The 25,689-nt window shown below is 57.1% G+C and carries 18 protein-coding genes; 4 read left to right on the forward strand and 14 right to left on the reverse strand.

All coding sequences use genetic code 11. The features are described 5' to 3' along the window. The first annotated feature begins 292 nt into the window (after positions 1 to 292). Positions 293 to 5,908, forward strand: a complete 5,616-nt coding sequence (locus tag ACXX83_RS10510) for a putative Ig domain-containing protein (RefSeq protein WP_458548391.1) — start codon at positions 293 to 295, stop codon at positions 5,906 to 5,908. 157 nt (positions 5,909 to 6,065) lie between these two features. Here the strand turns inward: ACXX83_RS10510 and ACXX83_RS10515 are convergent, their stop codons facing one another. The 11 genes from ACXX83_RS10515 to ACXX83_RS10565 all read right to left on the reverse strand — a co-directional run bounded on the left by ACXX83_RS10515 (position 6,066) and on the right by ACXX83_RS10565 (position 20,548). Beyond that, positions 6,066 to 7,436 (reverse strand): HlyD family type I secretion periplasmic adaptor subunit, encoded by a 1,371-nt coding sequence (locus ACXX83_RS10515; RefSeq protein ID WP_126045876.1) that lies wholly within the window; start codon positions 7,434 to 7,436, stop codon positions 6,066 to 6,068. Continuing rightward, positions 7,429 to 9,150 carry a type I secretion system permease/ATPase gene (locus ACXX83_RS10520; protein WP_458548392.1) on the reverse strand — a complete coding sequence of 574 codons (1,722 nt, stop codon included), beginning with the start codon at positions 9,148 to 9,150 and terminating at the stop codon, positions 7,429 to 7,431. The genes ACXX83_RS10515 and ACXX83_RS10520 overlap by 8 nt, the downstream gene beginning before the upstream one ends. Positions 9,151 to 9,715: 565 nt before the next feature. Beyond that, complete coding sequence (locus ACXX83_RS10525) at positions 9,716 to 10,156, reverse strand: CBS domain-containing protein (RefSeq protein WP_007971558.1); 441 nt, start codon at positions 10,154 to 10,156, stop codon at positions 9,716 to 9,718. A 659-nt stretch (positions 10,157 to 10,815) separates the two neighbouring features. Further along, entirely contained in the window at positions 10,816 to 12,033 is a 1,218-nt protein-coding gene (locus ACXX83_RS10530; protein WP_458548393.1) for a DUF3422 domain-containing protein, read from the reverse strand. A 303-nt stretch (positions 12,034 to 12,336) separates the two neighbouring features. Further along, the gene (locus ACXX83_RS10535; protein WP_458548394.1) at positions 12,337 to 13,755 is read right to left on the reverse strand and encodes an aldehyde dehydrogenase family protein; all 1,419 of its coding nucleotides are present in this window, start codon (positions 13,753 to 13,755) and stop codon (positions 12,337 to 12,339) included. A 12-nt stretch (positions 13,756 to 13,767) separates the two neighbouring features. Next, complete coding sequence (locus tag ACXX83_RS10540) at positions 13,768 to 14,808, reverse strand: homoserine dehydrogenase (RefSeq protein WP_458548395.1); 1,041 nt, start codon at positions 14,806 to 14,808, stop codon at positions 13,768 to 13,770. A 115-nt stretch (positions 14,809 to 14,923) separates the two neighbouring features. Next, positions 14,924 to 15,361, reverse strand: coding sequence for an Lrp/AsnC family transcriptional regulator (locus ACXX83_RS10545; protein WP_458374622.1), 438 nt, complete (start codon positions 15,359 to 15,361; stop codon positions 14,924 to 14,926). Next, positions 15,358 to 16,746 (reverse strand): threonine synthase, encoded by a 1,389-nt coding sequence (thrC, locus tag ACXX83_RS10550; protein WP_458548396.1) that lies wholly within the window; start codon positions 16,744 to 16,746, stop codon positions 15,358 to 15,360. Before thrC ends, ACXX83_RS10545 begins: the two co-directional genes overlap by 4 nt. A gap of 18 nt (positions 16,747 to 16,764) precedes the next feature. Continuing rightward, positions 16,765 to 17,655 (reverse strand): LysR substrate-binding domain-containing protein, encoded by an 891-nt coding sequence (locus ACXX83_RS10555; protein WP_458548397.1) that lies wholly within the window; start codon positions 17,653 to 17,655, stop codon positions 16,765 to 16,767. A gap of 51 nt (positions 17,656 to 17,706) precedes the next feature. Next, positions 17,707 to 19,143 carry an amino acid permease gene (locus ACXX83_RS10560; RefSeq protein WP_458548398.1) on the reverse strand — a complete coding sequence of 479 codons (1,437 nt, stop codon included), beginning with the start codon at positions 19,141 to 19,143 and terminating at the stop codon, positions 17,707 to 17,709. 136 nt (positions 19,144 to 19,279) lie between these two features. Continuing rightward, positions 19,280 to 20,548 (reverse strand): cystathionine gamma-synthase family protein, encoded by a 1,269-nt coding sequence (locus ACXX83_RS10565; protein WP_458548399.1) that lies wholly within the window; start codon positions 20,546 to 20,548, stop codon positions 19,280 to 19,282. Between the two features lie 513 nt (positions 20,549 to 21,061). Between ACXX83_RS10565 and ACXX83_RS10570 the strand changes: the two genes are divergently transcribed. Beyond that, a complete protein-coding gene (locus tag ACXX83_RS10570) occupies positions 21,062 to 21,247 on the forward strand; it encodes a hypothetical protein (protein WP_458548400.1) in 186 nt (61 codons plus the stop codon). Positions 21,248 to 21,370: 123 nt separating this feature from the next. Beyond that, complete coding sequence (locus ACXX83_RS10575; RefSeq protein ID WP_458548401.1) at positions 21,371 to 22,279, forward strand: AraC family transcriptional regulator; 909 nt, start codon at positions 21,371 to 21,373, stop codon at positions 22,277 to 22,279. Here the strand turns inward: ACXX83_RS10575 and ACXX83_RS10580 are convergent. The 3 genes from ACXX83_RS10580 to ACXX83_RS10590 are packed head-to-tail and all read right to left on the reverse strand — an operon-like array spanning position 22,225 to position 24,579. Further along, entirely contained in the window at positions 22,225 to 22,605 is a 381-nt protein-coding gene (locus tag ACXX83_RS10580; RefSeq protein WP_126045886.1) for a hypothetical protein, read from the reverse strand. The genes ACXX83_RS10575 and ACXX83_RS10580 overlap by 55 nt on opposite strands. Before the next feature lie 33 nt (positions 22,606 to 22,638). Further along, positions 22,639 to 23,238, reverse strand: coding sequence for a carboxymuconolactone decarboxylase family protein (locus ACXX83_RS10585; protein WP_126045887.1), 600 nt, complete (start codon positions 23,236 to 23,238; stop codon positions 22,639 to 22,641). A gap of 12 nt (positions 23,239 to 23,250) precedes the next feature. Further along, the gene (locus tag ACXX83_RS10590; protein WP_458548402.1) at positions 23,251 to 24,579 is read right to left on the reverse strand and encodes an aspartate aminotransferase family protein; all 1,329 of its coding nucleotides are present in this window, start codon (positions 24,577 to 24,579) and stop codon (positions 23,251 to 23,253) included. 359 nt (positions 24,580 to 24,938) lie between these two features. Between ACXX83_RS10590 and glnH the strand changes: the two genes are divergently transcribed. Next, positions 24,939 to 25,682: a glutamine ABC transporter substrate-binding protein GlnH gene (gene glnH / locus ACXX83_RS10595; RefSeq protein ID WP_217835222.1), complete on the forward strand. Its 744-nt coding sequence runs from the start codon at positions 24,939 to 24,941 to the stop codon at positions 25,680 to 25,682. The last annotated feature ends 7 nt before the right edge of the window (positions 25,683 to 25,689 follow it).

Raw genomic sequence — 25,689 nt, forward strand, 5'->3', positions numbered from 1 at the left:
TTTTACCTGGGAGCCGACCATACCTACTCTACGGGCTGCTTTCACCGTCGCTGATTCCCGTGTCATGTCCTGGTCCAGGGTCGGAAATACGCCGAGAGGCACTGTCCACGGTGAGAGTCAAAATAAAGTTGTTTCCATAAAAGATCGTTCAGACCACTGATCAGTAATATCTGTTTTTTGACGTGCTTCCGATATGCGGTCACAACTTTCGCGCGTCTCCGAGTCCTAACAAGCTGTTCGTCGATGGAATATTGGCGTGCGCCGCTATTTAGACTGATACGGAGATAACCTAATGATTTTCAACGTACAAAGTTTTGGCGCTAAAGGCGATGGGATTACCGACGACACGGCCGCAATACAGAGTGCGATTGATGCCGCAGCTGCCGCTGGCGGTGGCCAGGTGTATATGCCAACCGGGACCTATATCGTTTCCGCAGGCGCGGAACCCTCTGACGGATGCCTGATGCTCAAGAGCAACGTCTACCTGTACGGCGACGGCATGGGCGTCACCAACGTCAAAGTGGCTGACGGTTCGGATACCAAGATAACGGGGGTTATTCGCTCCGCTTATGGCGAAGAAACCCACGACTTTGGCGTCAGCAATCTCACCATCGATGGCAATCGTGACAACACAACGGGCAAGATCGACGGTTGGTTCAACGGCTTCATTCCCGGCGAAGAAGGCTACGACTCCAACGTCACCCTCGACAGTGTCGAAATCAAGGATTGCTCCGGGTACGGTTTCGACCCCCACGAGCAGACCGTCAACATGGTCATCAAGAACAGCGTGTCCCACGGCAATGGCCTGGACGGCTTCGTCGCTGATTTCCTGAGCGACAGCACCTTTGAAAACAACATCGCCTACGACAACGACCGGCACGGTTTCAACGTCGTTACCAGTACCCACGACTTCACCCTGACCAATAACATTGCCTACAACAACGGCGGTAATGGCATCGTGGTGCAGCGCGGCAGCGAGGACATCCCCTCCCCCAGCAACATAACCATTACCGGTGGCGAGGTGTACGGCAACGGCGCCGAAGGGGTGCTGATCAAGATGTCCAGCGAGGTGACTGTCAGCGGCGTCGATATTCACGACAATGCCAGCGCCGGGATTCGCATCTACGGCAGTAACCACGTTGAAATCACCGACAACACGCTCCACAACAATTCACTGGTCAGCCCCGTACCGGAAATCATCATCCAGTCCTATGACGACACCCTGGGCGTGTCAGGCAAGTACTTCAACGGCAGCGACAACACCATCCAGGGCAACATCATCAGCGGCAGCAACCTCTCGACCTACGGTGTTGCAGAACGCAATGAAGACGGCACGGATCGCAATGCCATCATCGGTAATACCATCAGTCACATCAGCAAGGGTGCCACGTTGATCTATGGTGACGGCAGCTACGTCAGCGACACGGTGCCGATGACCACTGTGCAAGGTACGGCTGGCAACGACACCCTGTCGGGCAGCGCCGAAAGCGAGATTTTCTACGGCGGGGCCGGCAACGATACGATCAATGGCGGGGCCGGTGGCGACATTCTGGTGGGCGGTGCGGGCATCGACAAACTCACCGGTGGTACCGGCGCCGATACGTTCCGTTTCGCCTCTCAGTCCGACAGCTACCGTAATGCAACCGCAAGCTTCGATGACACTGTGACCGACTTCGACGTCACCCAGGACAAGATCGACCTGGCCGGCCTGGGCTTCACCGGCCTGGGTAATGGCCGTGGTGGCACCCTGCAGGTCAGCTACAGCGCCAGCAACGACCGCACCTACATCAAGGACTACGATGCCGACGCCAGCGGCAATCGCTTCGAGTTGATTCTCTCGGGCAACCTCGCCAGCACCCTGACCGCCAGCAACTTCATTTTCAATCGGGTGGTCACCGGCACCAGCGCCAGCGACGCGTTGCTGGGCAGCGATTCGGCCGACACCCTGCTCGGCCTCGCAGGAAACGACAATCTCGGTGGCGGCGCGGGCGACGACAAGCTCGACGGCGGCACCGGGATGGACAGCCTCACCGGTGGCGCCGGGGCGGACACTTTTGTGTTCTCCAATCGCCTGGACAGTTACCGCAACTACAACACCGGCGGTGCCAACCTTAGCGACCTGATCACCGATTTCGATGTCAGCAACGACAAGATCGACCTGTCGGCCATCGGATTTACCGGCCTGGGGGATGGCAAGAACAACACCGTGTACCTGGTGCTCAACAGCACCGGCACCAAGACTTACATCAAGTCCTTGACCGCCGACGCCAATGGCAATCGTTTTGAGGTGACGCTGGCCGGCAACTACCTCGACAAACTGACCAGCGCCAACTTCGTCTTCGCCACGTCGTCACCAACCAACCAGGCGCCGGTGCTGGCCACGCCGCTGCTGGATCAGAGCGCGACCGAAAGTACAGCGTTCAGTTACGTGGTCCCGGCCACCAGCTTCACCGATCCGGATAACGACAGCCTCAGCTACACCGCCAAGCTGGCCAATGGCAGCGCCCTGCCCGGTTGGCTCACATTCGATGCCGCCACTCGCACGTTCAGTGGCACACCCAACGACACCGCGTCGGGCACTTACTCCATCCTGGTCACCGCGACCGATGGCAGCAACGCCACCGTCAGCGACAGCTTCACCCTCGCCGTGCAGGACGTACCCGCGGGCCCCACGGTGATCAATGGTACCCCGAACAACGACACCCTCACTGGCACCGCAGCCAACGAGCAACTGCTCGGTGGCGCAGGTAATGACACGCTCAATGGTGGCGCGGGCAACGACATCCTGATCGGAGGCACCGGGGTGGACAAGCTCACCGGCGGCGCGGGTGCCGATGTGTTCCGCTATACCTCGAAACTCGACAGTTACCGCACCAGTTCCACGAGCGTCAGCGACCAAATCCTCGATTTCGACGTGACCGCCGACAAGATCGATGTCTCGGCACTCGGCTACACGGCGCTGGGCAATGGCCTGAACGGTACGCTGCAACTGACCTACAGTGCGTCGACCAACCGTACTTACCTCAAGGATCTCACCGTCGACGCCAACGGCAATCGCTTTGAGTTGTCGATGGCGGGCAATCTGGTGAGCAGCCTGACGGCGAGTCATTTTGTCTTCGCCGACCAGAACACTCCAGGCAATGCGGTGCCAGTGGTGGCCATTCCCCTGCTCGACCAGAACGCCACCGAAAGCACGCCGTTCAATTACACCGTGACCCAGGACAGTTTCACCGACGCCGACCAGGATGCGTTGGTCTATACCGCGACCCTCGCCGACGCAAGCGCCCTGCCCACATGGCTGAGCTTCAATGCCACCAGCCTGACGTTCAGCGGCACGCCGATCAGCACTGCGGCCGGAAACTACAATGTACTGGTCAAGGCCACCGATCCTTCGGGTGCCTCGGTCAGCGACAGCTTCGCTCTGACGGTGGCTGATGCGCCAGCCAGTACCCTCGTCGGCACCGATAATGCCGATACGCTCAACGGCACGGCAGGTGCTGACCTGATCCTGGGCAACGGTGGCAATGACACGATCAAGGCTGGCACCGGGGCAGACATCATCGACGGTGGTGCCGGACGCGACTCGCTGTATGGCGGCGATGGGGCTGACAACTTCCGCTACACCAACGCACTCGACAGTTACCGCGATTACGACGCCGGCGGCATCACTGCCACCGACACGATTTATGACTTCACTGCTGGCGTCGACAAGATCGATGTGTCGGGCCTGGGCTTTCTCGGTCTCGGCGACGGCAGCAATCACACGCTGTACACGACCCTCAACGCGGCCGGCGACAAGACCTACATCAAATCCGCCGACGCAGATGCCAATGGCAACCGTTTTGAAATCGCCCTCAACGGCAACTACCTCAACACCCTCACCACCAGCGACTTCGTGTTTGGCGAGCGCGCCCAACAGGACATTCTCTACCTGCCCACGCTCGGTCAATCCAATGCGCGCCTGCTGCGCATGACAGAGGATGACGATCAGTCCGGCACCTCGATGCTGGTCAAAGACCTGGACCGCTACACCCCCTATGACGTACGCAGCCAGTTCACCGATGCCGACGGCAACGGCATCGACATCGCGGTGGGAGGTAGCACGGTCAACGGCCTGTCGACCCTGGGCGCCGAAGAGCTCAAGTTGTGCTGGTGGTTGACTGACACCAACCAGCCAGGGCCTGCACTGTTGCGTGCCGTCGCGTTGCTGGGGGACCAGCTCGCCGAACTGCAATCGATCGATAACGTCACCATGGGCATCATTTGGGGCCAGGGCGAGGAAGCTGCCCAGGAGATCGCGCGTGCCACGGACAAAACAGCGGCGGCCGCTGCCTACAAGGACGCCACCCTGAAGGTGTTCGATTACCTGCATGCCCAGTTCGGCAACTTCAACGTGTACATCATGGAAACCGGCCACTATCAGGAGGATGCGGCACGTGCCCGGGGCTATTCCGAAGAAAAGATAGCCTCCATCGTCGAGGGCGTGGGCTATGTTCGCGCCGTCCAGGAAGTCATCGCCACCGAACGTGCCGATGTCAAGCTGGCGGTGGACTACACCGACCTGCCCTTGCGCTACGAAGTCGATCCGCTGGTGTATCCCGATGACGTCTGGCACCTGCACGAGGAATCGGCGGAAATCGTCGGCCAGCGCCTGGCCGACTACATCGCCGCAGACCTTGGTTTTCAAGGCAACCCGGACGACAACAATAGTGTTCAGGAGATTTTCGACAACGCTCAGAACCAGGGCGGCATGATCTCCGGCACTGACCAGGCCGATACCCTGGTGGGCAGTTCGGGCAATGACACACTGGATGGCGACTTGGGCGCCGACTCCATGACCGGTGGCGATGGCAACGACATCTATCTGGTCGACAACGCGTCCGACAGCGTGATGGAAACCAATACCTCGGCCTCGCAGATCGATACGGTGCAGGCATCAGTCAGCTGGACCCTGGGCGCCAATCTCGAGAACCTCGTGCTCACCGGTGTCTCTGAGATCGACGGCAGCGGTAACGCGCTGCGCAACTTCATCACCGGCAATGCCGCCGCCAACGTGCTCAATGGTGGCGCAGAGGCCGACAGCATGAGTGGTGGTGATGGCAACGACACTTACTATGTCGACAACGCCGACGACAGCGTGATCGAGACCCAGGGCAATGTGTTGCCCGGAGGGGTCGACAGTGTGCGCAGCAGCCTGGGGACCTATACCCTTGGCGCCCATGTCGAGAATCTGTACATCGAGAACCCGGGCGCCGCCAATGGCACGGGCAACGCGTTGGACAACACGCTGTTCGCCGCTGCCGGCAACAACGTGCTGGACGGGCGCGAGGGAAATGACACCGTGTCTTTTGAACGCGCTCTGTCCGGTGTCACCGCCAACCTCTCGACCTCAGTGCAACAAAACACCGGGGGATCGGGGCTCGACACCTTGAAGTTCTTCGAAAACCTGACGGGAAGTGCCTACGCAGACAGTCTGTCGGGCAACAGCGCCGCGAACGTCCTGAACGGTGGTGCGGGCAATGACACGCTCGTGGGCGGTTCCGGCGATGATCGGTTGATCGGCGGTGCAGGCACCGACAATCTCACCGGTGGCACTGGTGCGGATACCTATGCATTTGGTGCGCTGTCGGACATGGGCGTCGGTGCTTCGCGTGATGTGCTCAACGGTTTCAAGAGCATCGAAGGCGATCATCTGGACTTCTCCGGCCTGGACGCCAACCCGTTGACCGGCACTGTCGATGCCTTCACCTTCATCGCCAGCAACGCTTTCGACCCTGCCAACGCCACCGGCCAAGTGCGCTTTGCCGATGGCATTCTCTACGGCAGTGTCGACGCCGACGCCACCCCCGAGTTCGAATTCGCACTGCTGGGCGTCAAGGAGTTGCACGCCAGCGATTTCACCGCCTGAGTCCAGACCATAATTGGTGATAGCAAGCCTGCCCGCTCCTAACGTTTAAGGATTCTGTAGGAGCGAGCTTGCTCCTACAGTGGAGCATTCTCGCTTAACTGAACAGCATTACGCTCCTGCCGGAATGTGTGGCGTTCGAAAAGACGAGGGTAGCCACTCATTCTTCTTTGAAGGCTGCGAGCAAGCGTTCGCGCAAAGGTTTCATCAGGTAGTTCATCAAGGTACGCTCGCCCGTGACCACCGTGACATCGGCCAGCATGCCCGGCCGCACCGACAGGCCGGCGGCCTGTAGCGACACTACGGTATCTGCGGGAATTTCGACCTTGGCGGAAAAGTACGGCTGGTGAGTCTGTTCATCGATCAACTGGTCCGCCGACACCGTAGTCACCGTCCCGGTGACAGTCGGGGTATCCACCCGTTGCAGCGCCGTGAAATGCACGTGCACCGGCAACCCCGGACGCAACTTGTTGGCCATCAACGGCTCGAAACGCGCGGTGATCGCCATCGGCGCATCCAACGGCACCACCTGCATCAGGATTTGCCCCGCCTGGGCAACGCCGCCAATCGTATGAATGTTCACGTCCATGACCTGTCCGGACACCGGCGCGCGGATCGCACCGTTGTCGACTTCAAACTCAAAGGCACTGATCTGATCGGCATAAGCTGACGCCTCGGCGGAGACTTCACTGAGCTGGGTTTCGGCATCGCGGCGAAATTCCTGCTGCGCCTGCAAGGCCTTGAGCCGACTTTCATTGATCGACTGGCGAGTCCTGCCGGCATCACCTGTCACGGAAGCAATCTGCCCGGCCAATTGGGCGGCGTTGCGCTCGGCCTCGAAGAGTTTGTTGCGCGGGACGTAGCCCTCATGTGCCAAAACACGCAGGCCTTCCAGTTCCTGCTGCTGGAAGCGCATCTGCGTTTCGTAGTTGCGCTTGACACCTTCATATCCGGTCAATTGCTGCTGCAATGCGGCGGTCTCGTGTTCGATGATCTGCAAGCGACTGGCCAATTCCGCACGGCGGGTCGCAAACAACTTACTCTGCAAGGCCATGGCTGCCTTGAGCCGCGGCTCTTCAGCGTGTTCCAGCAAGTCAGGGGGCCATTGGATCTCGGCGGTGCCCAGGCGCTCGGCAATCAAGCGAGCCTCCACGCTGCGATCATTAAGCAATTTGCCCCGGGTCACGTCCAGTTGTGACTGCGCTTGCACCGTGTTGAGTTGCACCAGCAACTGCCCTTGGGTGACGCGGTCGCCATCACTGACCAGAAGTTTTTCCACCACGCCACCGACCAACGACTGCACCGCTTTGCGTTCGCCCGCCACTACCACGGTGCCGCTGCCCAGGACACCCTGGTCGAGCGGCGCCAGGCAGGCCCAGAGCAGGAAGCCACCCAGTGCCAGGGCCAGGAAGCCCACGCCATATCGTGCCGCGCTGCCCGCGTCGGTATTGGCACCTGGCGGCGTGGCTTTATCACGTACGATCGGTCGTTGTTCGCTGTACATCTGTGTGCCTGGGGTCAGATCATGCATCTTCGCCAGCCTCCTTGATCGCTGCCGGTCTCGGCCCCGCAAGCAATGCCTTGAGCACCCGATCCCGTGGACCGAATGCTTGTTGAGTGCCGTCCTTGAGCACGAGGATGTGGTCAACCACCGCCAGTACACTAGGCCGATGTGTAATCAGCACCACGGTGCTGCCAGCAGTCTTGAGCGCACCGATCGCCTGGACCAGCGCCAGCTCTCCGGCTTCATCGAGATTGGAGTTCGGCTCATCGAGCACGATCAGCGTAGGGAGCCCATAGAGTGCACGAGCCAGGCCGAGGCGCTGTTTCTGTCCCCCGGACAATCCAAGCCCGCCGGGGCCCAACGGCGTGTCGTAACCTTTGGGGAACCTCAGGATCATCTCGTGTATGCCAGCATGACGCCCCGCCGCGATGATCTTTTCGGCGTCCTGCTCACCGAAGCGGGCAATATTGTCGGCCACCGTGCCGTCGAACAGTTCTATGTCCTGCGGCAAGTAGCCCAGGTGCGGGCCCAAGGCGTCGTGAGACCATTGGCTGATCTCGGCGTTATCGAGGCGCACCGACCCGCCCATGGCTGGCCAGACCCCGACCAGCGCCCTGGCCAGCGTTGACTTTCCACTGGCGCTGGGCCCGACAACGCCGAGCACGTCACCTTTGACCAAATTGAAATTGATCCCCCGCAGGATCGGTTGCGAGGCACCGGGCGGGCCGACATACAACTGCTCCACACGCACCGCGCCGCTGGGCGGCGGCAACGACATGCGCAGGCGCTCGCCTGGATGCCGGACAAGGAGTTGGCTGAGGCGCTGGTAACTCTGGCGGCCGGAGTTGAATTGCTTCCACGAGCCGATGGCGATTTCCACGGGGGCCAGGGCGCGCCCCAATAGCAGCGACATGGCGATCATCATGCCCGCCGACAATTGGCCTTCGAGCACCAACAGCGCGCCGAGCCCCAGGGCCAGCGATTGCCCGGAAATGCGTACGAAACGAGTCATCGACGTGATACGCGCACTACGGTCACTGGCATGGGCCTGGGCCGCAACGATGCGCTGCTGCAGCAGGCTCCAGCGCTGACGCAATGGCTTGAGCATGCCCAGGGCCTGGATGACTTCGGCATTGTGGAACGTGCTGTTGAGATAAATCGACGACTGCACACCCAGCCGATTGGCTTCGTCCAGGCGTGTTCGAGTCGCCCATTCCCCCCACAGAGCCAGGCCGATCAGTATCAGGGCCAGAACCAGCGTCAGCACGCCGAACCATGGGTGAAAGATGAACGCTATCAGCAAAAAGATCGGCAACCATGGCGCATCGAGCAAGGCAATCAGGCCCTGGCCGGTGATCAATTGCCGCAGTGTCGCCAGATCGGTGAGCACCTGGGCCGGGTTGGCATCGTGCTCGCGAAGGCTACGGGCGAAAGCAGCGTCGAAAAGCCGCTCGCCCAAGGCTTCGTCGAGCCCCGCGCTCATGCGAATCATCACCGCGCCACGAACCCACTCGATCAAGGCGCTGAACATGAACAACCCCAGCGCGATCAAGGTAAGCATGAACAAAGTGGTTTCGTTACGACTGGTAAGGACCCGGTCGTACACCTGCATCATGTAGAGCGACGGCACCAGCACCAACAGGTTAATCACGCCACTGAACAGTGCCAACGACCAGAACACCCGGCGGTAGCTTAATAACGCGGCGTCAATGTCATGACGCGGATCGAGAAAAAAACCCATAGAAAGTTGCTCGCTTAAGAAAGAGTCGGTACAGGACGCAATCCATCGCGAGCGTTTGCCCAAGGGGAGAAACACCAAATGCAGTCTGACGTGCCGCTATCAGAGACGGTCCTCGTCGCTACAGGCGCCATTTACTGACAACGCGGCCTCGGGTAAGTGCCGGTTATGCAGACCGGGCTTTCAAGTGGGTGACGGACGGGTATGTTGCAAAACGGCGAGTTCGCATTGCGCGCCGCCATGGCAAGGGAAACCGGGATGCCAGGCAATGCCTTCCCGCGCCAGGGCAATACTGCGACAGGTATCGCCATTGTTGCAGCGATCTGCGTGTTCGCCAGTCGGCGCCCTATCAAGGAAGAACTCTCCTTGCTAGCAATACGACCAGCGACGTCGGTTGTTCAAACTGATGTCCAACATTGGGTGTCGGGTTTCATTGGAACACTGCATTTTAAGGCATGGTGGTGTCTAAGAACCTCGAGGCCATTCAATATGGCTGTCCTGCAAGAGAGAGCCACATTGGAATACGGCATGTGCCTGTGCGCCCGGCATCCACCTTACCTTGGTCGTTTCAGTGTCCACGGATATAGTGTTCCAGTTGCCGGATCAGGTCGGCCTGCTCGACGATGGCCTCTTTCACCAGATCACCAATCGACAGGAGGCCAATCAGTTGGTCACCTTCCACCACCGGTAAATGACGCAGATGACTGTCGGTCATAACCATCATGCAACGCTCGATGCTCTGTTGACTGTCTGCCGTAACGACGGGCGCGCTCATGATGACCCGGACTGGAGTACCGACCGAAGATCGCCCCTGTAGAACGACCTTGCGCGCATAATCACGCTCGCTGATAACGCCAACCACCTGCCCATCCTCTATCACGGGTAGAGCACCTACATTCTTTTCAGCCATCATCTTCAGCGCTTCATACACCATCTGATCTGGCGCGATGCTATGTACCTGCTGGTTTTGCGTGACCTTCAGTTTCAGCAATTGTGCGGCTGTTTTCATGAACGGCTCCGAAGATAATTACGGATAAAAAACGCAAAAAAAACGCCTGAAACCCTTCGGTTCCAGGCGCCTTTGCCTGTTCTTTTGCAGTGTTAAAGCCTGAGATTCCTGTCTGAGGTACCAACCTTATTCATGACCTGTTCAGTACATCGATCATCGTTGACCGAGGAGGAGTCCAGAGGAATGTGTGGTAGGTAAACCTGATGCAGGTCTTGCAGTCTTTGTGCCAGCCGGCAGCACAGACACTTCATCCTATGCGCAAGTCCAGGCTCCCGAGCTATAGATGGTTATCACGGTAACTGCGATCCAGGCGAGTTTCTGTGGCATGAGCAGGCATCCCGAGAAAGCTAATTGCCAAGGTCAGCAAATCGATGAGCTGTGGGCTAATGGAGGCGAAAGCCCAGCGCGTCGCTTCCGACTGGTGCACTTTGTTAAGCACAGCGCTTTACAACAGTGCATGTCCTGCTGACTCCACAATGCTAGTGCTCATGAGTTCAAAGTCAGGACGGAGGCAGTGGACTGGTTTATCGCCAACTGGATGTACCCACGGTGGGTGCCTGGCAAGCCTGCTGCTACACCTGCAATTAGTTTCACCCCTTTGCCTGCGGCCGCCATGTGCAAGTGGAAAAGGCACTGCAACGACATCGCAGGCCATCACCTCAATGCTCTTTGACTTTCCTGATACGCAGCACGATCAATGCAAGAATACCGATCGCGAGCGGCGCCATGACCAGCATGGCCTCTCGCGGGGACACCTCAACGCCAAGCAGGTGAACCCCTGAGTAACCCAGCTTGAGCAAACTGAGCAGGTAGTAGGTAATGGCAATAATCGACAGCCCCTCCACTGCGCGCTGAATCTTGATCTGAGCATCGGCGCGGGCATTCAGGCTTTTGAGGATTTCCGAGTTCTGTTCCTCCATTTCGACCTGGACTCGTGCTTGTAACAGATCGCCCAGGTTGGCCACGCTTTCGGCCAGGTGCTCCAGGCGCTGTTCGGTGGCGGTGCAGTACCTGACGGTAGGTTTGAAGCGGCGTTCGATAAATACGCCCAGGCGTTGGCAATCACCTACGTGACTTTCCCGCAGCTCACCCAGACGTTCGAACACCAATTGTGCATAGGCTTGCGTGGCACTGAAGCGGTGTCGGGTTTTCGCCGCGCTGCTCACCACTTGCGCAGAAAGGTTGGAAATATCCGCAAGCAGGGCTTTTGCATTACTGCCGTGCGGGTCGGCGTTGCGTTCGGAAAGGGTGACCAGGGTCTTGTCGAAAACATCGAGCTGCGCGCTCAAGTCCTTGGCCGTGGTCAAGGATAACGAGGCCATCATCCTGTAGGTCTCGATTTCCAGCAGGCGGCGTATCATCCGGCCCTGGCGGTAGGCATTCAGGCGCCGGTTGACGAACAACATGTGGTTGTTGCCCTCCTCGCTCAGGCGAAAATCACTCCAGACCATGGCATCGCCACCGCCCACGCACGAACCGCTCGGATCCTTGAAGCCGTACCGGGACAGATCCAGGTCGGTTTCACCACGCACGACAATCTGCACCGAGTTGATCAGGGCCGGCAAATGCACTTCGACCTTTGACGCCAACACCTCGGGAAGTGTTGTCCAGGACAAGTCATCAGAGGATGAAGTGACCACCAGTGTCAGGGTGAAAAACTCGGCATGGCGCTCCCATTTCAGTGCATGGCCATCGAGTTGGGTAATGCCCTGGGCGGCATTCAGGTCGAGGGTGCCAAGGCAGCATTGTTCAAGGAATGCATTGCACGCCTGATCGCTGCCGAGGAAGGCCAGATGAAACACATGGGCCGGCTCATCGAAATACAGTGACGGGCGCGCGTGTAGTTCGTTGTGCAGGCTTTGTCGTAACGGGTGCATGTTGTATGGCCATGTTGGAGTTGTTTTTGCCGCGTGCGATGAATGCCCACCCGAGCCTGGTGCCGAATTTTTCGGGGCATTATCGATTGCTGTTGTTGGTGGGACAGTTTGGCGAACTCATGAGTCACGGCCAGGTGACAAACCAATACCCTTGGAGCGGCCCTGGGTGAGTCGCAGCCCATGCAAATGAGTTTGGGTTTTGCTCGGAACTGTACAAGTCAAGATCGGCTGCGAATGAAATCCGGGCAACAAAAAAGGGCCCTCTCAGGCCCTTGTGAGTCAATGGCAATTTACTTCGCAGGTTTAATCCAATTCGCTGATGCAGACCACTTTAGGCTGCGTCATGTCTTCATACGCAAATCGAACACCTTCGCGCCCCAGACTTCCGTACTTGAAACCACCGAACGGCATGGCATCGAAACGATAATCGGAAGAATCATTGATCATCACGCCACCTGCTTCAATCTGACGCGCCAGTTTCAAAGCCTTGGAAAGGTCACGCGTAAAAAGACCTGCATGCAAGCTGTACTCTGTTGCGTTAGCCAGTGCAACAGCGTCTTCCAAATGCTCAAAAGGCTCCAGGATAACCACCGGCGCGAAGACTTCCTGCTGCCAAATCGTACTGCCATGGCTCACGTGCTCAAGCACGGTCGGTGCATAGCTTCCCCCTTGGCGATGGTGCCCACACAGCAGAACAGCCCCCTCGGCCAGTGCTTCATTTACCAATTGCTCGGTACGACGCGCCGCCTGCTCCGTAATCATCGGGCCTACATCCGTTGCTCGCTGGTGAGGATCACCCACTACCAAGGCGCGCGTTTGGCTGACAAATCGCTCACGGAAGTCCGCATAAATAGAACTATGGATAAGGATGCGCTGCGTACCGATGCAATTCTGCCCTGCTGCCCAGAAGGCACCAGACACGCACGACTCCACGGTCGATTCCATATCACAATCTTCAAGCACGAGAACCGGGGCATTTCCTCCGAGATCCATTGCCAGCTTCTTCAATCCGGCACTACGAGCGATGGCTTCTCCTGTTGCAAAACCACCCGTAAAGGAAATCATCCGAACTTCGCGAATCTCCACCAAAGCTTTACCCAAGTCGACGCCACCGGTCGCCGGAGTAATCACAGAGGGTGGAAGACCCGCTTTCACCAGGCACTCAACGAGCTTGAGAGCGGACAGCGGCGCGAGTTCCGAAGGTTTCAGAATCACGGCATTTCCACCGGCGATTGCGGGGCCGAGTTTATGGGCGACCAGATTCAGCGGATCGTTATAGGGCGTGATTGCGACTATAAGTCCCAAGGGCTCTCGCGTGAACCAACCCTGACGCGATTCCGATCCTTCATAAGCCCCAAATGGAATCACTTCCCCGGCGTTACGACGCGCCTCCTCCGCCGATAACTTCAACGTGTTCACGCAACGCTTCACTTCCTTCTCTGCTTGTCGCAGCGTTTTCCCCGCCTCTGCAACGATCAGCCTGGCGAATGCATCAGACTCAAGCTCCACACTGCGGGCGGCATTCTCAAGAATGCGCGCCCGCAGGTGACGAGGCATTGCCGCACTCTCGCGAACGCCGATTCGCGCGCGTTCCAGCAAGCCAGGAACTGCAGCGGCATCAAGGCAAGGGACACTCCCTACCAAGCGACCATCGAATGGACTGAACACATCTATCTGTTTGGCTTCAACAAGCTGGATACTGGCCATGCTGGATACGCTCATGACTATCTCCTGTTATTTGCCGTGGGCGGTGTGGATGGCGACGATGTCCGACAGCAATGCGAAGGCCGTCTCGATACGCCCTGCCCCAGGCCCGGACACCGTGACAGCTCCCAGCAACTCGGTATTGAACGACACTGCATTCGTGGCGCCGGCAATGCCTGCCAGAGGGTGGGAATTGGGCAGCAAACGGGCCTCGACACTCGCTCGAACCGAGCCATCGGCTTCACGATCGGCTGAGCCAATCAGTTTCCAGCTGGCGCCATTGGCACTTGCCTGAGCGATATCCTGCGCGCTGATATTGCTGATGCCTGAACAGGCTACGTCACTGACATTCAGTCGTGCATTCAGAAGTTCGTTGGCCAGGATGACCACCTTGAGGCGTACGTCATACCCTTCCACATCGGCGGTTGGATCCGCCTCGGCGTAACCGAGCTGTTGCGCTTGTACGACGGCATCGTTGAACGCCAGGCCGTCTTTCATTTGGCTGAGCACATAGTTGGAAGTGCCGTTCAGGATGCCTTCGAAGCCTTGTACGCCGGCACCCGCCAAGGCCTGCTTGGCCAGGCGAATCACGGGCGTGCCACTCATCACTGCCCCCTCGTACTCGAAAGCAACCTGGTTGCGACGAGCCAACGCCTTGAGCTCGGCACCGTGCAGTGCAATAGGCCCCTTGTTGGTGGTCACTACATGAATGCCACTTTCCAGGGCCCAGCGGCAGAAGGTGGTTGCGGGCTCGCCATCCACCGGATTGGTGAAAGTGGCCTCAGCGATGATGTCGGCACCGGAATGCTTGATCACTGTTTCGTTGAAGGCCTCGGCATTGCCGCCAGGCAGTTGAGCGAGAGCGCCTTTCTCAATCGGTAGCGCGACCAACTGCTTGGCATCCAGACCGTCTTTGGCAACGATGGAGCCGAGGAACAGATCGGTGACACCGACAATTTTAATAGTGAAGCCCAGGGACTCTTTCCACTGGGCATTACGATCGGCGACCAACTGGGCGAAGCCACGGTTCACGCCACCAAACCCTACCAAGGCAATTTTGTACTCAGTCATGAAAGCTGTTCCTTTATTGATGTTGTTCGACAGGAACATCCTAAGAGCCGCGCTTTGGCAGTTGAATATGGCAGTTTGCTCTATTAGTTGGGCATTTTGCCCAAGCACATTTTCTTTAAAACACGGCAGAAAGGACGAACGAGGTCACGGTGTTTTCCACCCCTGGCATGGCCGCGATTTCCTTCCACACAAGATGGACACGCTCAGGTGTGGCAGCATTCACGCGCAGCATTAAATCGAACTCACCACTGAGTACTTCACATTGCACGACTTCGGGAATGGAGCGCAGCGCAGCCAATACTGCTTCGCCACGCATGCGGTCGTAGCGGTAGACGAAGATCACTGCACTGATAAGCGACGCAGGCCGCCGCGTTTCACCGAGAAGTACCGTATAGCCCTGGATCGCACCGTCGCGCTCAAGACGCTCGATGCGCTGGCGCACCGCATTGCGCGACAAGTTGACCTTGGCACCCAGTTCGATATGGGCTATTCGCGCATTGGCGGTCAGTTCGGCCAGTATGCGTTCATCCAACGGATCCAGAATGCGCTTCATACAAGCCTCTGCTGCGCCAGACAAAGGGCCTGGCACAGACCGTCCAGATCGCCCTTGGCCAGGTACGGTGGTTGCGCGCGCACATCGACAGTGATCGGAACGCTTGCTTGCCAGACGCCCAGTTCGGCCAACAGCGCCGCTGACTTGGCCGGCGCTATTTGCCCGAAGGTGACCATCGGCGCGCCCAGGCTGCGTCGATGAAGCCTGCCAGCCAGTACACCGACAGCGGTGTGAGGATCGATGGCCGAGCCTGTCTCGCGGAACAGCTCGACGACCTCATCGCGCACCTGGGATTCGTCTACGGCATAGGAATCGAAGAGCACTCGGGCTCGCAGCCATTGCTGGTTGCCGATGCTCATTTCTCCGCAACTTTCAAAATGCTCCATCAGCGCTTTTGTCGAGCAGCCATCGTGCTCGTAAATCTCCCAGATAAACCGCTCCAGGTTGGAAAACAACGAGAAGTCCATCGCCGGTGACACTGTTCGATCAGTCATCCGGGTGGAGTAGCGATTGCAATGAAAAAACTGGTGCAGGGCATCATTGCTGTTGGTCGAAATGATCACCTGATTGATGGGTAATCCCATTTTCTGCGCAATGTAGCCGGCGTAGATTTCGGCCGAGCTGGCCGCTGGAACGCTAAAGCCGACGGGACGCGAGCCACCGCCCAGTTGCAAGGCCGCGTGGAAGTAAAAAACGATCTGGGCCAGGACGCCGATCCAATTGGTCGAGTTGAAACAGATCGGCATGACTGCGTCCAACGGCCACTCACGCAATAGTCGGGAGACCAGCATCTGGCAATCATCGAAATTACCGTCAACCGCAAACAGCTGTACCCGCTGCGGGTCGGCTGCCTGCAAGGCACTGAGTTGCTCAGGCGCAAGACCATCGCGCGGATACAGTATCGCCATGCGGGCGGCCGGGCAGTCAGTAAAGGCTTCAAGCGCAGCAAGGCCGGTATCACCGTTAGTTGCACCGACCACCAACGCTTCTTTACCGACCTCCTTAAGAAAATGCTTGACCAGGCGCGACTGCAATTGCGCGGCGAAATCCTTGGAAGAACGGGTCGGGCCATGAAACAGCTGGAGTATCCACTCGTTATGCCCTATCTGCTCAAGCGGCGTAATGGCGCGGTGCTTGAATTGTCGATAGCTGTCACTGAGCAAGCCACGCAGGGTACTTTCATCTATGGAAGAGCCAACAAAAGGCGAAATCACTCGCCAAACCAACTCATCGAACGGCAGCCACGACCAGCTGGCAATCTGTTTCTCAGTGAATACCGGCAAACTGGCTGGGACATAGAGACCACCGTTTTCGGCGAGCCCCGACAGAACCACACTGCGAAAATCTGCCCGCATGTCACCGCCGCGTGTGCTTACATAATCCATGACCACTCCCAATCGGTATTACAAAAGGCGATGGGCTTGAGCCACCAGCCAGGTAGAAAAATTTGCGGCATCAGGCGATAGCGCTTCGCTCTGTTCGTGCACCAGATAAAAAGACTCACTGGCCTCGATTCGGTGACTGAACGGCGCAACCAATTGCCCAGTCTTGAGCAAATCCTCGACCACCGAAGACCGTGCCAGCGCAACGCCCTGCCCCAATTCGGCCATGCGGATCGTGGAAATCAGCGTGTCAAACTGAAGGCCGCGGGAATAGTCGACGTCGTCTGCTCCAACTCGCTTCAACCAGTAACCCCAACCCTCTTCGTACCCCAAAACATGCAGCAGAGAATGGTTCATCAAGTCGCGAGGCTCATGTATGGGTGAGCTGGCCATGAGCTGTGGGGAGCAAACAGGCTGAAGGATGTCCCAGGTCAATCGCTGAGCGTGCAAGCCTGACCACGAACCGCATCCCCAGCGAATCTCCAGGTCATCCTCGCCATCCGGTTCTTTCACCCAGATGTTGCTGATATATCGAATATCAATCTGGGGGTACTCCCGACAAAAATCTGCGAGCCGGGGGGCCAACCAATAGTGAAGAAAGGAAAGACTGCCACGCACTTTCAAATGTCTTCGATTGTGCTGGCCGAAAATCTCGTTGGTGCCAACGGCAAGGCGACTGATCGCGTCCTGGACGACAGGCAGGTACGACTGCCCTTCCTCGGTCAAGCCAAGCCCTCGGGGCAAGCGCTTGAACAGCGCCACCCCGAGGTGACTTTCCAACTGACGGATCTGCTGACTCACAGCCCCTTGAGTCAAATGGAGCTCTTGCGCTGCGTGGGTAAAGTTCAAACAACGCGCCGATACTTCGAATGCCCTCAACCAGTTCAAGGGTGGTAGTGACTTTTGACTCATCGGCGCAACCTCATCAGGACTTTATCTATACACAATCATTGCCTGAGAAATTCACGCGGTGCCAGAGGAATGAACAGCTGCGGCTAAAGCCAACCGCTCTGCCCTTTTATTTCGAGTGATCCAGTACACGAAATAACACCACGCGATAAAGGGCAGGCCGAAGTACAGCGCCACTCGCTGCTCGGGATCAAAAGCGATACCCACACAGGCCAGCAGACAACACAACAGTGCACCGATAGGCACCCATGGGTAGCCGCGCACACGGAAATGCAGGTCTTCAACTCGTCCGCCATTAGCGACGTATTGACGACGGAACGCGATCTGGCTTGCTGCAATGCTCATCCACACGACGACGACCGCCAGACCGGAAATGGACACCAGGGCCAAGTAAACCGTATCAGGGGCGAACACACTGCTAAGCAGAGAAGCCACTGCACCCGCCATACTCAGAACGATGGCGTTCACCGGTGTGCCCCGACTGGAAAGCCTGGCGTAGCGCTTAGGCATATGTCCTTGATCGCTCAATGTCCACAGCATGCGCGAGGCTGCATACAACCCCGAGTTAGCGGCGGAAATCAGTGCCGTGAGAATGACGAAGTTCATAATGTCGGCGGAGTATGGGATGCCAATCAGCTCAAACACCATGACGAATGGACTTTCTACGAGCCCCGCTTGCTCGCGTGGCAGTAACGTCGCAAGGACGAAAATTGTCCCCACGAAGAACAGCGCCAAACGTACCACTGTGGTGCGGATAGCCTTGGGCACGCTGGTTTGTGGATCTTGTGCTTCACCTGCCGCAATTCCGATCAGCTCGGTTCCGGAAAATGCGAAGGAAACAGCCAGGAGGGTCATTGCAATGGGCAGGAACCCGGTGGGGAACAGCCCTTCACGTGTGAAGTTGGAAAGTCCCGCCCCTTGCAAACTCTGTACTTGCAAAAGGCCGAAAATTGCCGCTCCGCCGATCGCAATGAACGTGATAACGGTCAGAACCTTGATCAACGAAAGCCAAAATTCAGTCTCCGCAAACAACCGGACAGAGACAACATTGCTGAAGAAGACTGCAAGGGCAAACAGCGCACTCCAGATCCAGACCGGTGTCTCAGGAAACCACCGAACCATCAGTATGCCCGCAGCGGTAAATTCTGAACCGATCGCTACTGCCCATGTGAGCCAGTAAAGCCAGGCCACTGTATAGCCTGTACCTGGGCCCAGGTAGCGTGTTGCGTAGCTACTGAACGATCCGGTTTCCGGCATCTGCACAGCCAACTCACCGAGACAGACCATGACCAGATACACCATCACCGCACCGATGATGTAAGCGATCACCGCACCGAGCGGCCCTGCCTGATTAACCGTGTAACCGGAGGTCAGGAATAATCCCGTACCGATCACACCGCCCAGTGCCAACATCACGATGTGGCGTGTTTGCATTTCCTTTTTGAAACGCGAGTTTGGATCGGGCTGATTATCTTCGATATGCGTGGACATAGTTTTATTCTCATGAAATGTTCGGACAAACACCTTGTAACCGGCTTTTGGGCAGTACAATTTTGTCGTCGCTGGATTTTATTATTTTCATTCTTCATGAAGGGCTTAAGATGAATATCGAAAGTCCTGCTCGTATTCAGGCTTCTACTTCAATGAAACGTTGGGCACTGTCAGCGTGAAGGGTTGCATCACCTTTTTTACTTCGCACTAAAGCGAAGGCTTGTTTTAGATCAGCCAATAAATCTGCCGAATCCTCAATACCTACGGACACTCGAACCAAACCTTCGGAAATGCCAAGTGCCTGACGCTCTTCCAGGGTATTTTCCACGTGACTGGTCGTCCGTGCCGGCCCGTAAATGGTCTCGACAGCGCCCAAATTACCCGCCCGATGCGCATATCTGAGCAACGGTAGCAAACGAGTCACGGTGTCCATGCCTCCTTTGAGTACGAAGCTGACGATGGCGCCGAATCCGTTCATTTGAGAACGAGCGATGTCATGACCTGGATGTTGAGGCAACCCCGGATAGTTCACAGTCTCAACCAGCGGTTCGGTGCAGAGGTACTCGGCCAGAAGTTGTGCGCTCGCCTGTTGCTGGCGAAGACGCAGGGCCAGAGTCTTGATGCCCCGGATAATCAGATACGCTGAAAAAGGATCCAGCGAGGCCCCATTGATTTCGCGGTAATGGCGAACTTGAGACATCAAATGCTCGGCGCCGCACACCACGCCGCCGAGTACATCACCATGGCCGGAGAGGAATTTGGTCGCGCTGTGCACAACCACATCAACACCTAAAGCGAGCGGATTCTGATTCAGAGGGGTCGCGAATGTATTGTCCGCGACAACCAAAGCGCCCACTCGCTTCGCCGCGGCCACCAGGCGCCGAATATCAACGATTTTCAGCGTTGGGTTCGTGGGGGTTTCCAGGTACAGGACGCTGCAGCCTTTAGCGATCTCCTGCTCAAGCGCCATAGTGTCGAGCGTATCGCAAAGAGTTACCTCCACGCCCATGCGTGGGAGAAACTCCTCAAAAATCTTGTTCGTGCCACCGTAGCTGTCACGTGTGGATATCACGCGCTGCCCATAGGACAGGAAGGTGTGTAGTACACCGCTGATTGCAGCCATTCCGGTACTGAAAGCTACAGCCGACTCTGCGTTCTCGAGCTCACAGAGTTTATCTTCCAGGACGCAGACAGTGGGATTGCTCATCCGGCTGTAAATGAAGCCGGGCTCCTTTCCCAATGCCACGTCATACCACTTATCGATATCGTCATAGCCATAGGCGGCGCTGACCACTATGGGGGTCTGGGTCGCATTGTAGGGATGTCGAACCTGCTCTCCTCCCCATACAACTCGAGTTCCCATCCCAACCTCTGAAGCCTGGACGGCGCGTTTCTTGTTTTCCATAAAGTTGTCTCGCATCAAGGGAAACACAACCGTGTTCCAAGTGGGCTTGGGAGGACTATAAGGAAGGCTCATGCTTGTGAAAAATCATGATATCCGGGAGTAAGGGGTGCTTTTTTTAATGGCTGGATGAAACGCTTTCGACCCAGGCGCCATTGGTGGAGCACCTGCAGTCAGAGAAATGCAAACGCAGGCCGTCAAGTAACACTGACGGCCTGCTCTACGGGAGCTTTAGGCAAGTCGTGTCTGCTCACCATCATCACTGCTCACAATGATGTGAATCGCGCACCAGGCATTTGGCTGCCACGAACACATCTACAGCTAAAAAATCAGCTGCTCCAGCATCGCAGTGCAGGATTGTGCAAAAAGCTCACAGGAACCGAATAACGTAAAAAACACCGGCACCGTAGTCTGGACACATGCAGAGAGAACACCTCGCCTGCAACCGGAACTCAGTGCAAAAAACGTTGCCCTGACCTACCGGTACCAGACACTCAAATTACCGGAGTCATTGCCATGAAAACCTCAAAAAAAATCTTCGTTTTCGCGACCCTCACAGCGCTTAGCCTGAGCGTATTTGCGCTGGAAAGCACAAGCGCCAGGCCGCCAGTGAACGAAGCTCAGCAATGCAAAGAGGCAATGCGCCCCTTCGTTGCCCAGGATGGTTCTGATCGCACTCCAGGAATGCAGCAAGTTGGCTAACACAGAATCAAAACCGTCAAAAAGCCCGGCAATAGCTGGGCTTTTTTGATATTTAATAAAGCTGTACTGCCGAAAAAGCGCCCCGACTCCCGCCACACGTGAGCAACTCTCAAGGAGTTTCCTTTGATTCAGTCCGATGCCGAAACTACGAAACGTCGAACCGAGCTGGCGTCCATCATTCAACGTTTTGCGCCCGAGTATGGTGTATTCGAGACGGCAGTGCTCCCGCATCACTTCATCAGAAGTGATGCTCCTACAGATGCGATTCACACAATTCATAAACCAGGTCTATGTATTGTTGTTCAAGGTCGTAAAGAGGTTCGACTGCGTGATGAAGGCTACGTCTATGATCCGCTGAATTATCTCGTCGTTTCCGTGACGCTGCCTTTAGCGGGCCAAGTGATTGAAGCTTCTCCCGAGGAGCCATACCTATGCATCCGCCTGGATATTGACCCCTGCGAAATTACGCAGCTGATCGCCGATGCAAGTCCGATCGGCGTGCCCAGTGGTGCACAAAACCGTGGCCTTTTCCTGGATAAAATAGATACGTCGTTACTCGACGCAATGCTGCGCCTCGTGAGACTGCTGGAAAGCCCGGAAGATATTCCCACCCTGGCGCCATTAGCCATTCGAGAAATATTCTATCGACTCTTGCGTGGCCAGCAGGGCCAGAGGCTGCACGAAATTGCGATCGTTGACAGCCAGGCGCATCGCGTAACACGAGCAATTGAGTGGCTTAATGAAAACTACTCAAAACCCCTTCAAATCGATTCGCTGGCCAAACTCGTCAATCTCAGCACCTCGACGCTCCACCACAGGTTCAAATCCATAACGGCCATGAGCCCCCTGCAATATCAAAAGCAACTTCGCCTTCACGAAGCGCGACGCCTCATGATCTCTGAAGGCCTTGACGTCGCAGCCGCTGGATTTCAAGTGGGGTATGAGAGCCCATCGCAGTTCACTCGCGAATACAGTCGTCAGTTCGGTTCACCACCGACACGAGATTTAGCAAAACTGCGGAGTTTTGCTTGATCGTTGGCGTGCAGTCCAATTGATGGTTCCTGAAGCGCCGCCCTCGCCACGGCCTTCATTGCGTAACCCTCAATGCGAAGGCCGGCCTTCGCGAGACACTCGGTTACGGCAGCAATGACCTGTCGATGCGCATCAAGATCCTCGCGGGATGCTTGACCACATTTGAGTGCCGAAGCTTCGTCCAGAAGGATTCGGGTAACACGCCTCCAGTTGCGAACCTCATCGGCGGAACAGCAGGCATAGTAATCACTGAGTTTGCGGTACAGGTTTTCGTAACGCCGGCGAAACTCGCCGACCCTTACCGTGTCCGGATTGGGTTGCGCCATGATCAACTCCTTTTCGGTCAGTCGTTGAGGGACTCATTGCGGTGTTTTTTGCTCTGCACTTCTGCCCTCTCCAGGCTCATCAAATGGAAGCGGTGCATCGCTATCGCGGCGAACGGCGAAGACGTTCAGGGTCATCGCCACCAGTGCGTAATATCCGAAGACCCCAATGAGCTCTACGACAGCCGGCTCGCCGAACGCTTTAACAGCGTCGGCGTAAAGCAGGTCGTCGACACGCCGTGTCTCGTATAGCGACTTGCCCACTCGATAAACCAGCAGTTCATCTGCTCGGGTGAAGGGTGGGAACCTTTGCTGGCGCAATGCTTCGATGATCGGATCGGCCAGGCCGGCAGAACGTGCGATGGGTTCATGGATCTGCCACTCGGCCTGGGATTGCCACCATGCCGCGGTGTAGAGGATGGCCAGCTCGGTCAAACGCAGTTCCAGGCGAGTCCCATAACGGCAGAATGCGCCCAAGCGCTGTGCGTGGTTGGCCAGTTCGGGACTGTGAATCCAGGCCAGAAAAGGCCCGTCGAGGTTGCCGCGCGGGCCGTTGAGGATTTCGTTGAGAACGGCGCGCTGGGCCTCGTTCATTTGTGCTTCGTCAAGGGGTGTCAGGCGCGATTGAATAGCCATGGCGATGATTCCTCAGAGACCTTTGAGCGTAATGTTCAGGGCACGCAGAAGCTTGTCGGCGATCTCGTCCAGATGATGGTCTTGCAGAATGAATGGCGGGGCCAAGAGGATGTGATCACCGTACTGACCGTCGACGGTTCCCCCCATCGGGTAACACATCAGTCCTTCTGCCATGGCGGCTTTCTTGAGCCTGGCGTGTAACTTGAGCGCTGGATCGAACGGCGTCTTGCTGTCGCGATCAGCTACCAGTTCGACGCCCTGGAACAGGCCACGCCCGCGAATGTCACCCACATGGGGATGGTTACCCAACCGATCCAGCAGCCGTGTGCGCAGTCCATCGCCCAGTTGATTGACGCGAGCCAGCAAGTTGCGCGATTCGATGACCTGCTGCACCGCCAGCGCGGCTGCGCATGCCGTCGCATGGCCAATGTAGGTATGGCCGTGTTGAAAGAACCCCGAGCCATGGGCGATGGCGTCGCGGATTTTCTTGCTCACCAGCGTCGCGCCGATCGGCTGGTAACCTGCGCCCAACCCTTTGGCTATGGTGATCAGGTCCGCGGTGATCCCTTCCTGCTCGGCCGCGAACAAAGTCCCGGTCCGGCCCATGCCGCACATGACTTCATCAAGGATCAACAACACGCCGTGGCGGTCGCACACCTCACGAACCCGCTTGAAATAACCAGGCACGGCGGCGACGGCGCCCAAGGTCGCGCCGACCACGGGCTCGGCGACGAATGCCATGACGTTTTCGGCACCCCGGCGCAGAATTTCATCTTCAAGTTCGGCAGCCAGGCGCACGCCCATTGCCTCGACCGTTTCTCCGGTTTTCTGCTCGCGGTAGGCGTAGCAAGGGCTGACATGGCTGACGTTGATCAGCAAGGGTTCGAACTGCTTGCGCCGCCATGCGTTGCCACCCGTGGCCAGCGCACCAAGCGTATTGCCGTGGTAACTCTGACGGCGTGCGATCAAGTGCTTGCGCTGCGGCTGCCCGATCTCGATGAAATACTGGCGGGCCAGTTTCAATGCCGCTTCCACGGCTTCGGAACCACCCGAGACGAAGTACACCGACTCAATCCCTTCAGGTGCCCGCGCTACCAGGAAATCCGCCAGGTCCTCCATCACCTGTGTGGTGAAGAATGATGTGTGCGCATAGGCCAATTGACCGACCTGGTTGCGAATGGCGGCAATCACTTCCGGATCGCTATGGCCAAGGCACGACACAGCAGCACCGCCGCTGGCATCGAGGTAGCGACGGCCATCGCTGTCGATCAAGTAGGGGCCATCGCCTTGAACGGCCGTTGGATAGCTTTGTGTAAGGCTGCGATGAAAGACGTGGCTCATGATCCCCTCCGGATTATTTTCGCAAATAATATGTGCATAAAATCCAATTGCAATATTTTTTTGCACTTATAAATCCGGTCACTCGCTGCCAGCTTAGCCATAAAAGCCAATCAATACTGGTGGAAGCCTGTAATTACAGGTGGCAAGCCATCCGCAAAATTTATTTGCATTTATAATTTTTGCACGTATATTTTGCATCAAAGCATACGTTTCGTGCGCCTCCTCTCCAGGTGGCTAGCCGGGCCTACAACAAAAACAGTGGAGTGAATTGCCTTGGATCACTCGAAAAACAAACTGCCGCTACCCCAACCTCCCCGGGCTTGCCCTGGGGTTTGTACTCACCTGAAGAGAAAACACGCATGAGAAACCTTCTGAAGGCATCACTGGCTGTAATGGCACTGGTCGGCGCATCGGGCTGCTTTGCCGCTGGCAAGGAACTGCTCGTGGCAACGGACACGGCGTTCGTACCTTTCGAGTTCAAACAGGGCAACGAATACGTCGGTTTCGATATCGACCTGTGGGCAGCGATCGCCAAGGAAATGGGCGTCACCTACAAGCTCAAACCGATGGATTTCAACGGCATCATTCCCGCCCTGCAGACCCACAACGTCGATGTGGCGCTGGCCGGCATCACCATCAAGGAAGAACGCAAACAGGCCATTGATTTCAGCGACGGCTACTACGACAGCGGCTTCCTGCTGATGGTCAAAAGCGACAATGCCGCAATCAAGGGTGAAGCGGATATCGCCGGCAAGACCCTGGCGGTGAAGAGCGGCACCTCGGCAGCCGACTATGCCAAGGCCAATCTGAAGGCCAGCGATCTGCGACAGTTCCCCAATATCGACAATGCCTATCTGGAACTGCGCACCGGCCGCGTCGACGCCGCCATGCACGACACGCCAAACGTTTTGTACTACATCAAGACGGCGGGTGAAGGCCAGGTCAAAGCCGTCGGCCAACAGATGATGGCCCAGCAATACGGCATTGCGTTTCCCAAGGGCAGCGAGTTGCGCGAACAGGTCAATGCGGCACTGAAGAAGGTCCGTGACAACGGCACCTATGCGCAGATCTACCGCAAGTGGTTCGGCACCGATCCGCAGTAACTCCCCT

The organism is Pseudomonas sp. GNP012, from assembly GCF_054343835.1.

Excerpts from the sequence above, each read along its gene's own strand:
- ACXX83_RS10535 (WP_458548394.1), bottom strand. The coding sequence starts at position 13,755 with ATGAGCGTATCCAGCATGGCCAGTATCCAGCTTGTTGAAGCCAAACAG.
- ACXX83_RS10510 (WP_458548391.1), top strand. The coding sequence starts at position 293 with ATGATTTTCAACGTACAAAGTTTTGGCGCTAAAGGCGATGGGATTACC.
- ACXX83_RS10570 (WP_458548400.1), top strand. The coding sequence starts at position 21,062 with ATGAAAACCTCAAAAAAAATCTTCGTTTTCGCGACCCTCACAGCGCTT.
- glnH (WP_217835222.1), top strand. The coding sequence starts at position 24,939 with ATGAGAAACCTTCTGAAGGCATCACTGGCTGTAATGGCACTGGTCGGC.
- thrC (WP_458548396.1), bottom strand. The coding sequence starts at position 16,746 with ATGGATTATGTAAGCACACGCGGCGGTGACATGCGGGCAGATTTTCGC.
- ACXX83_RS10530 (WP_458548393.1), bottom strand. The coding sequence starts at position 12,033 with ATGCACCCGTTACGACAAAGCCTGCACAACGAACTACACGCGCGCCCG.
- ACXX83_RS10580 (WP_126045886.1), bottom strand. The coding sequence starts at position 22,605 with ATGGCGCAACCCAATCCGGACACGGTAAGGGTCGGCGAGTTTCGCCGG.
- ACXX83_RS10560 (WP_458548398.1), bottom strand. The coding sequence starts at position 19,143 with ATGTCCACGCATATCGAAGATAATCAGCCCGATCCAAACTCGCGTTTC.
- ACXX83_RS10515 (WP_126045876.1), bottom strand. The coding sequence starts at position 7,436 with ATGCATGATCTGACCCCAGGCACACAGATGTACAGCGAACAACGACCG.
- ACXX83_RS10545 (WP_458374622.1), bottom strand. The coding sequence starts at position 15,361 with ATGAAGCGCATTCTGGATCCGTTGGATGAACGCATACTGGCCGAACTG.
- ACXX83_RS10585 (WP_126045887.1), bottom strand. The coding sequence starts at position 23,238 with ATGGCTATTCAATCGCGCCTGACACCCCTTGACGAAGCACAAATGAAC.
- ACXX83_RS10525 (WP_007971558.1), bottom strand. The coding sequence starts at position 10,156 with ATGAAAACAGCCGCACAATTGCTGAAACTGAAGGTCACGCAAAACCAG.
- ACXX83_RS10540 (WP_458548395.1), bottom strand. The coding sequence starts at position 14,808 with ATGACTGAGTACAAAATTGCCTTGGTAGGGTTTGGTGGCGTGAACCGT.
- ACXX83_RS10590 (WP_458548402.1), bottom strand. The coding sequence starts at position 24,579 with ATGAGCCACGTCTTTCATCGCAGCCTTACACAAAGCTATCCAACGGCC.
- ACXX83_RS10565 (WP_458548399.1), bottom strand. The coding sequence starts at position 20,548 with ATGGAAAACAAGAAACGCGCCGTCCAGGCTTCAGAGGTTGGGATGGGA.
- ACXX83_RS10555 (WP_458548397.1), bottom strand. The coding sequence starts at position 17,655 with ATGAGTCAAAAGTCACTACCACCCTTGAACTGGTTGAGGGCATTCGAA.
- ACXX83_RS10520 (WP_458548392.1), bottom strand. The coding sequence starts at position 9,150 with ATGGGTTTTTTTCTCGATCCGCGTCATGACATTGACGCCGCGTTATTA.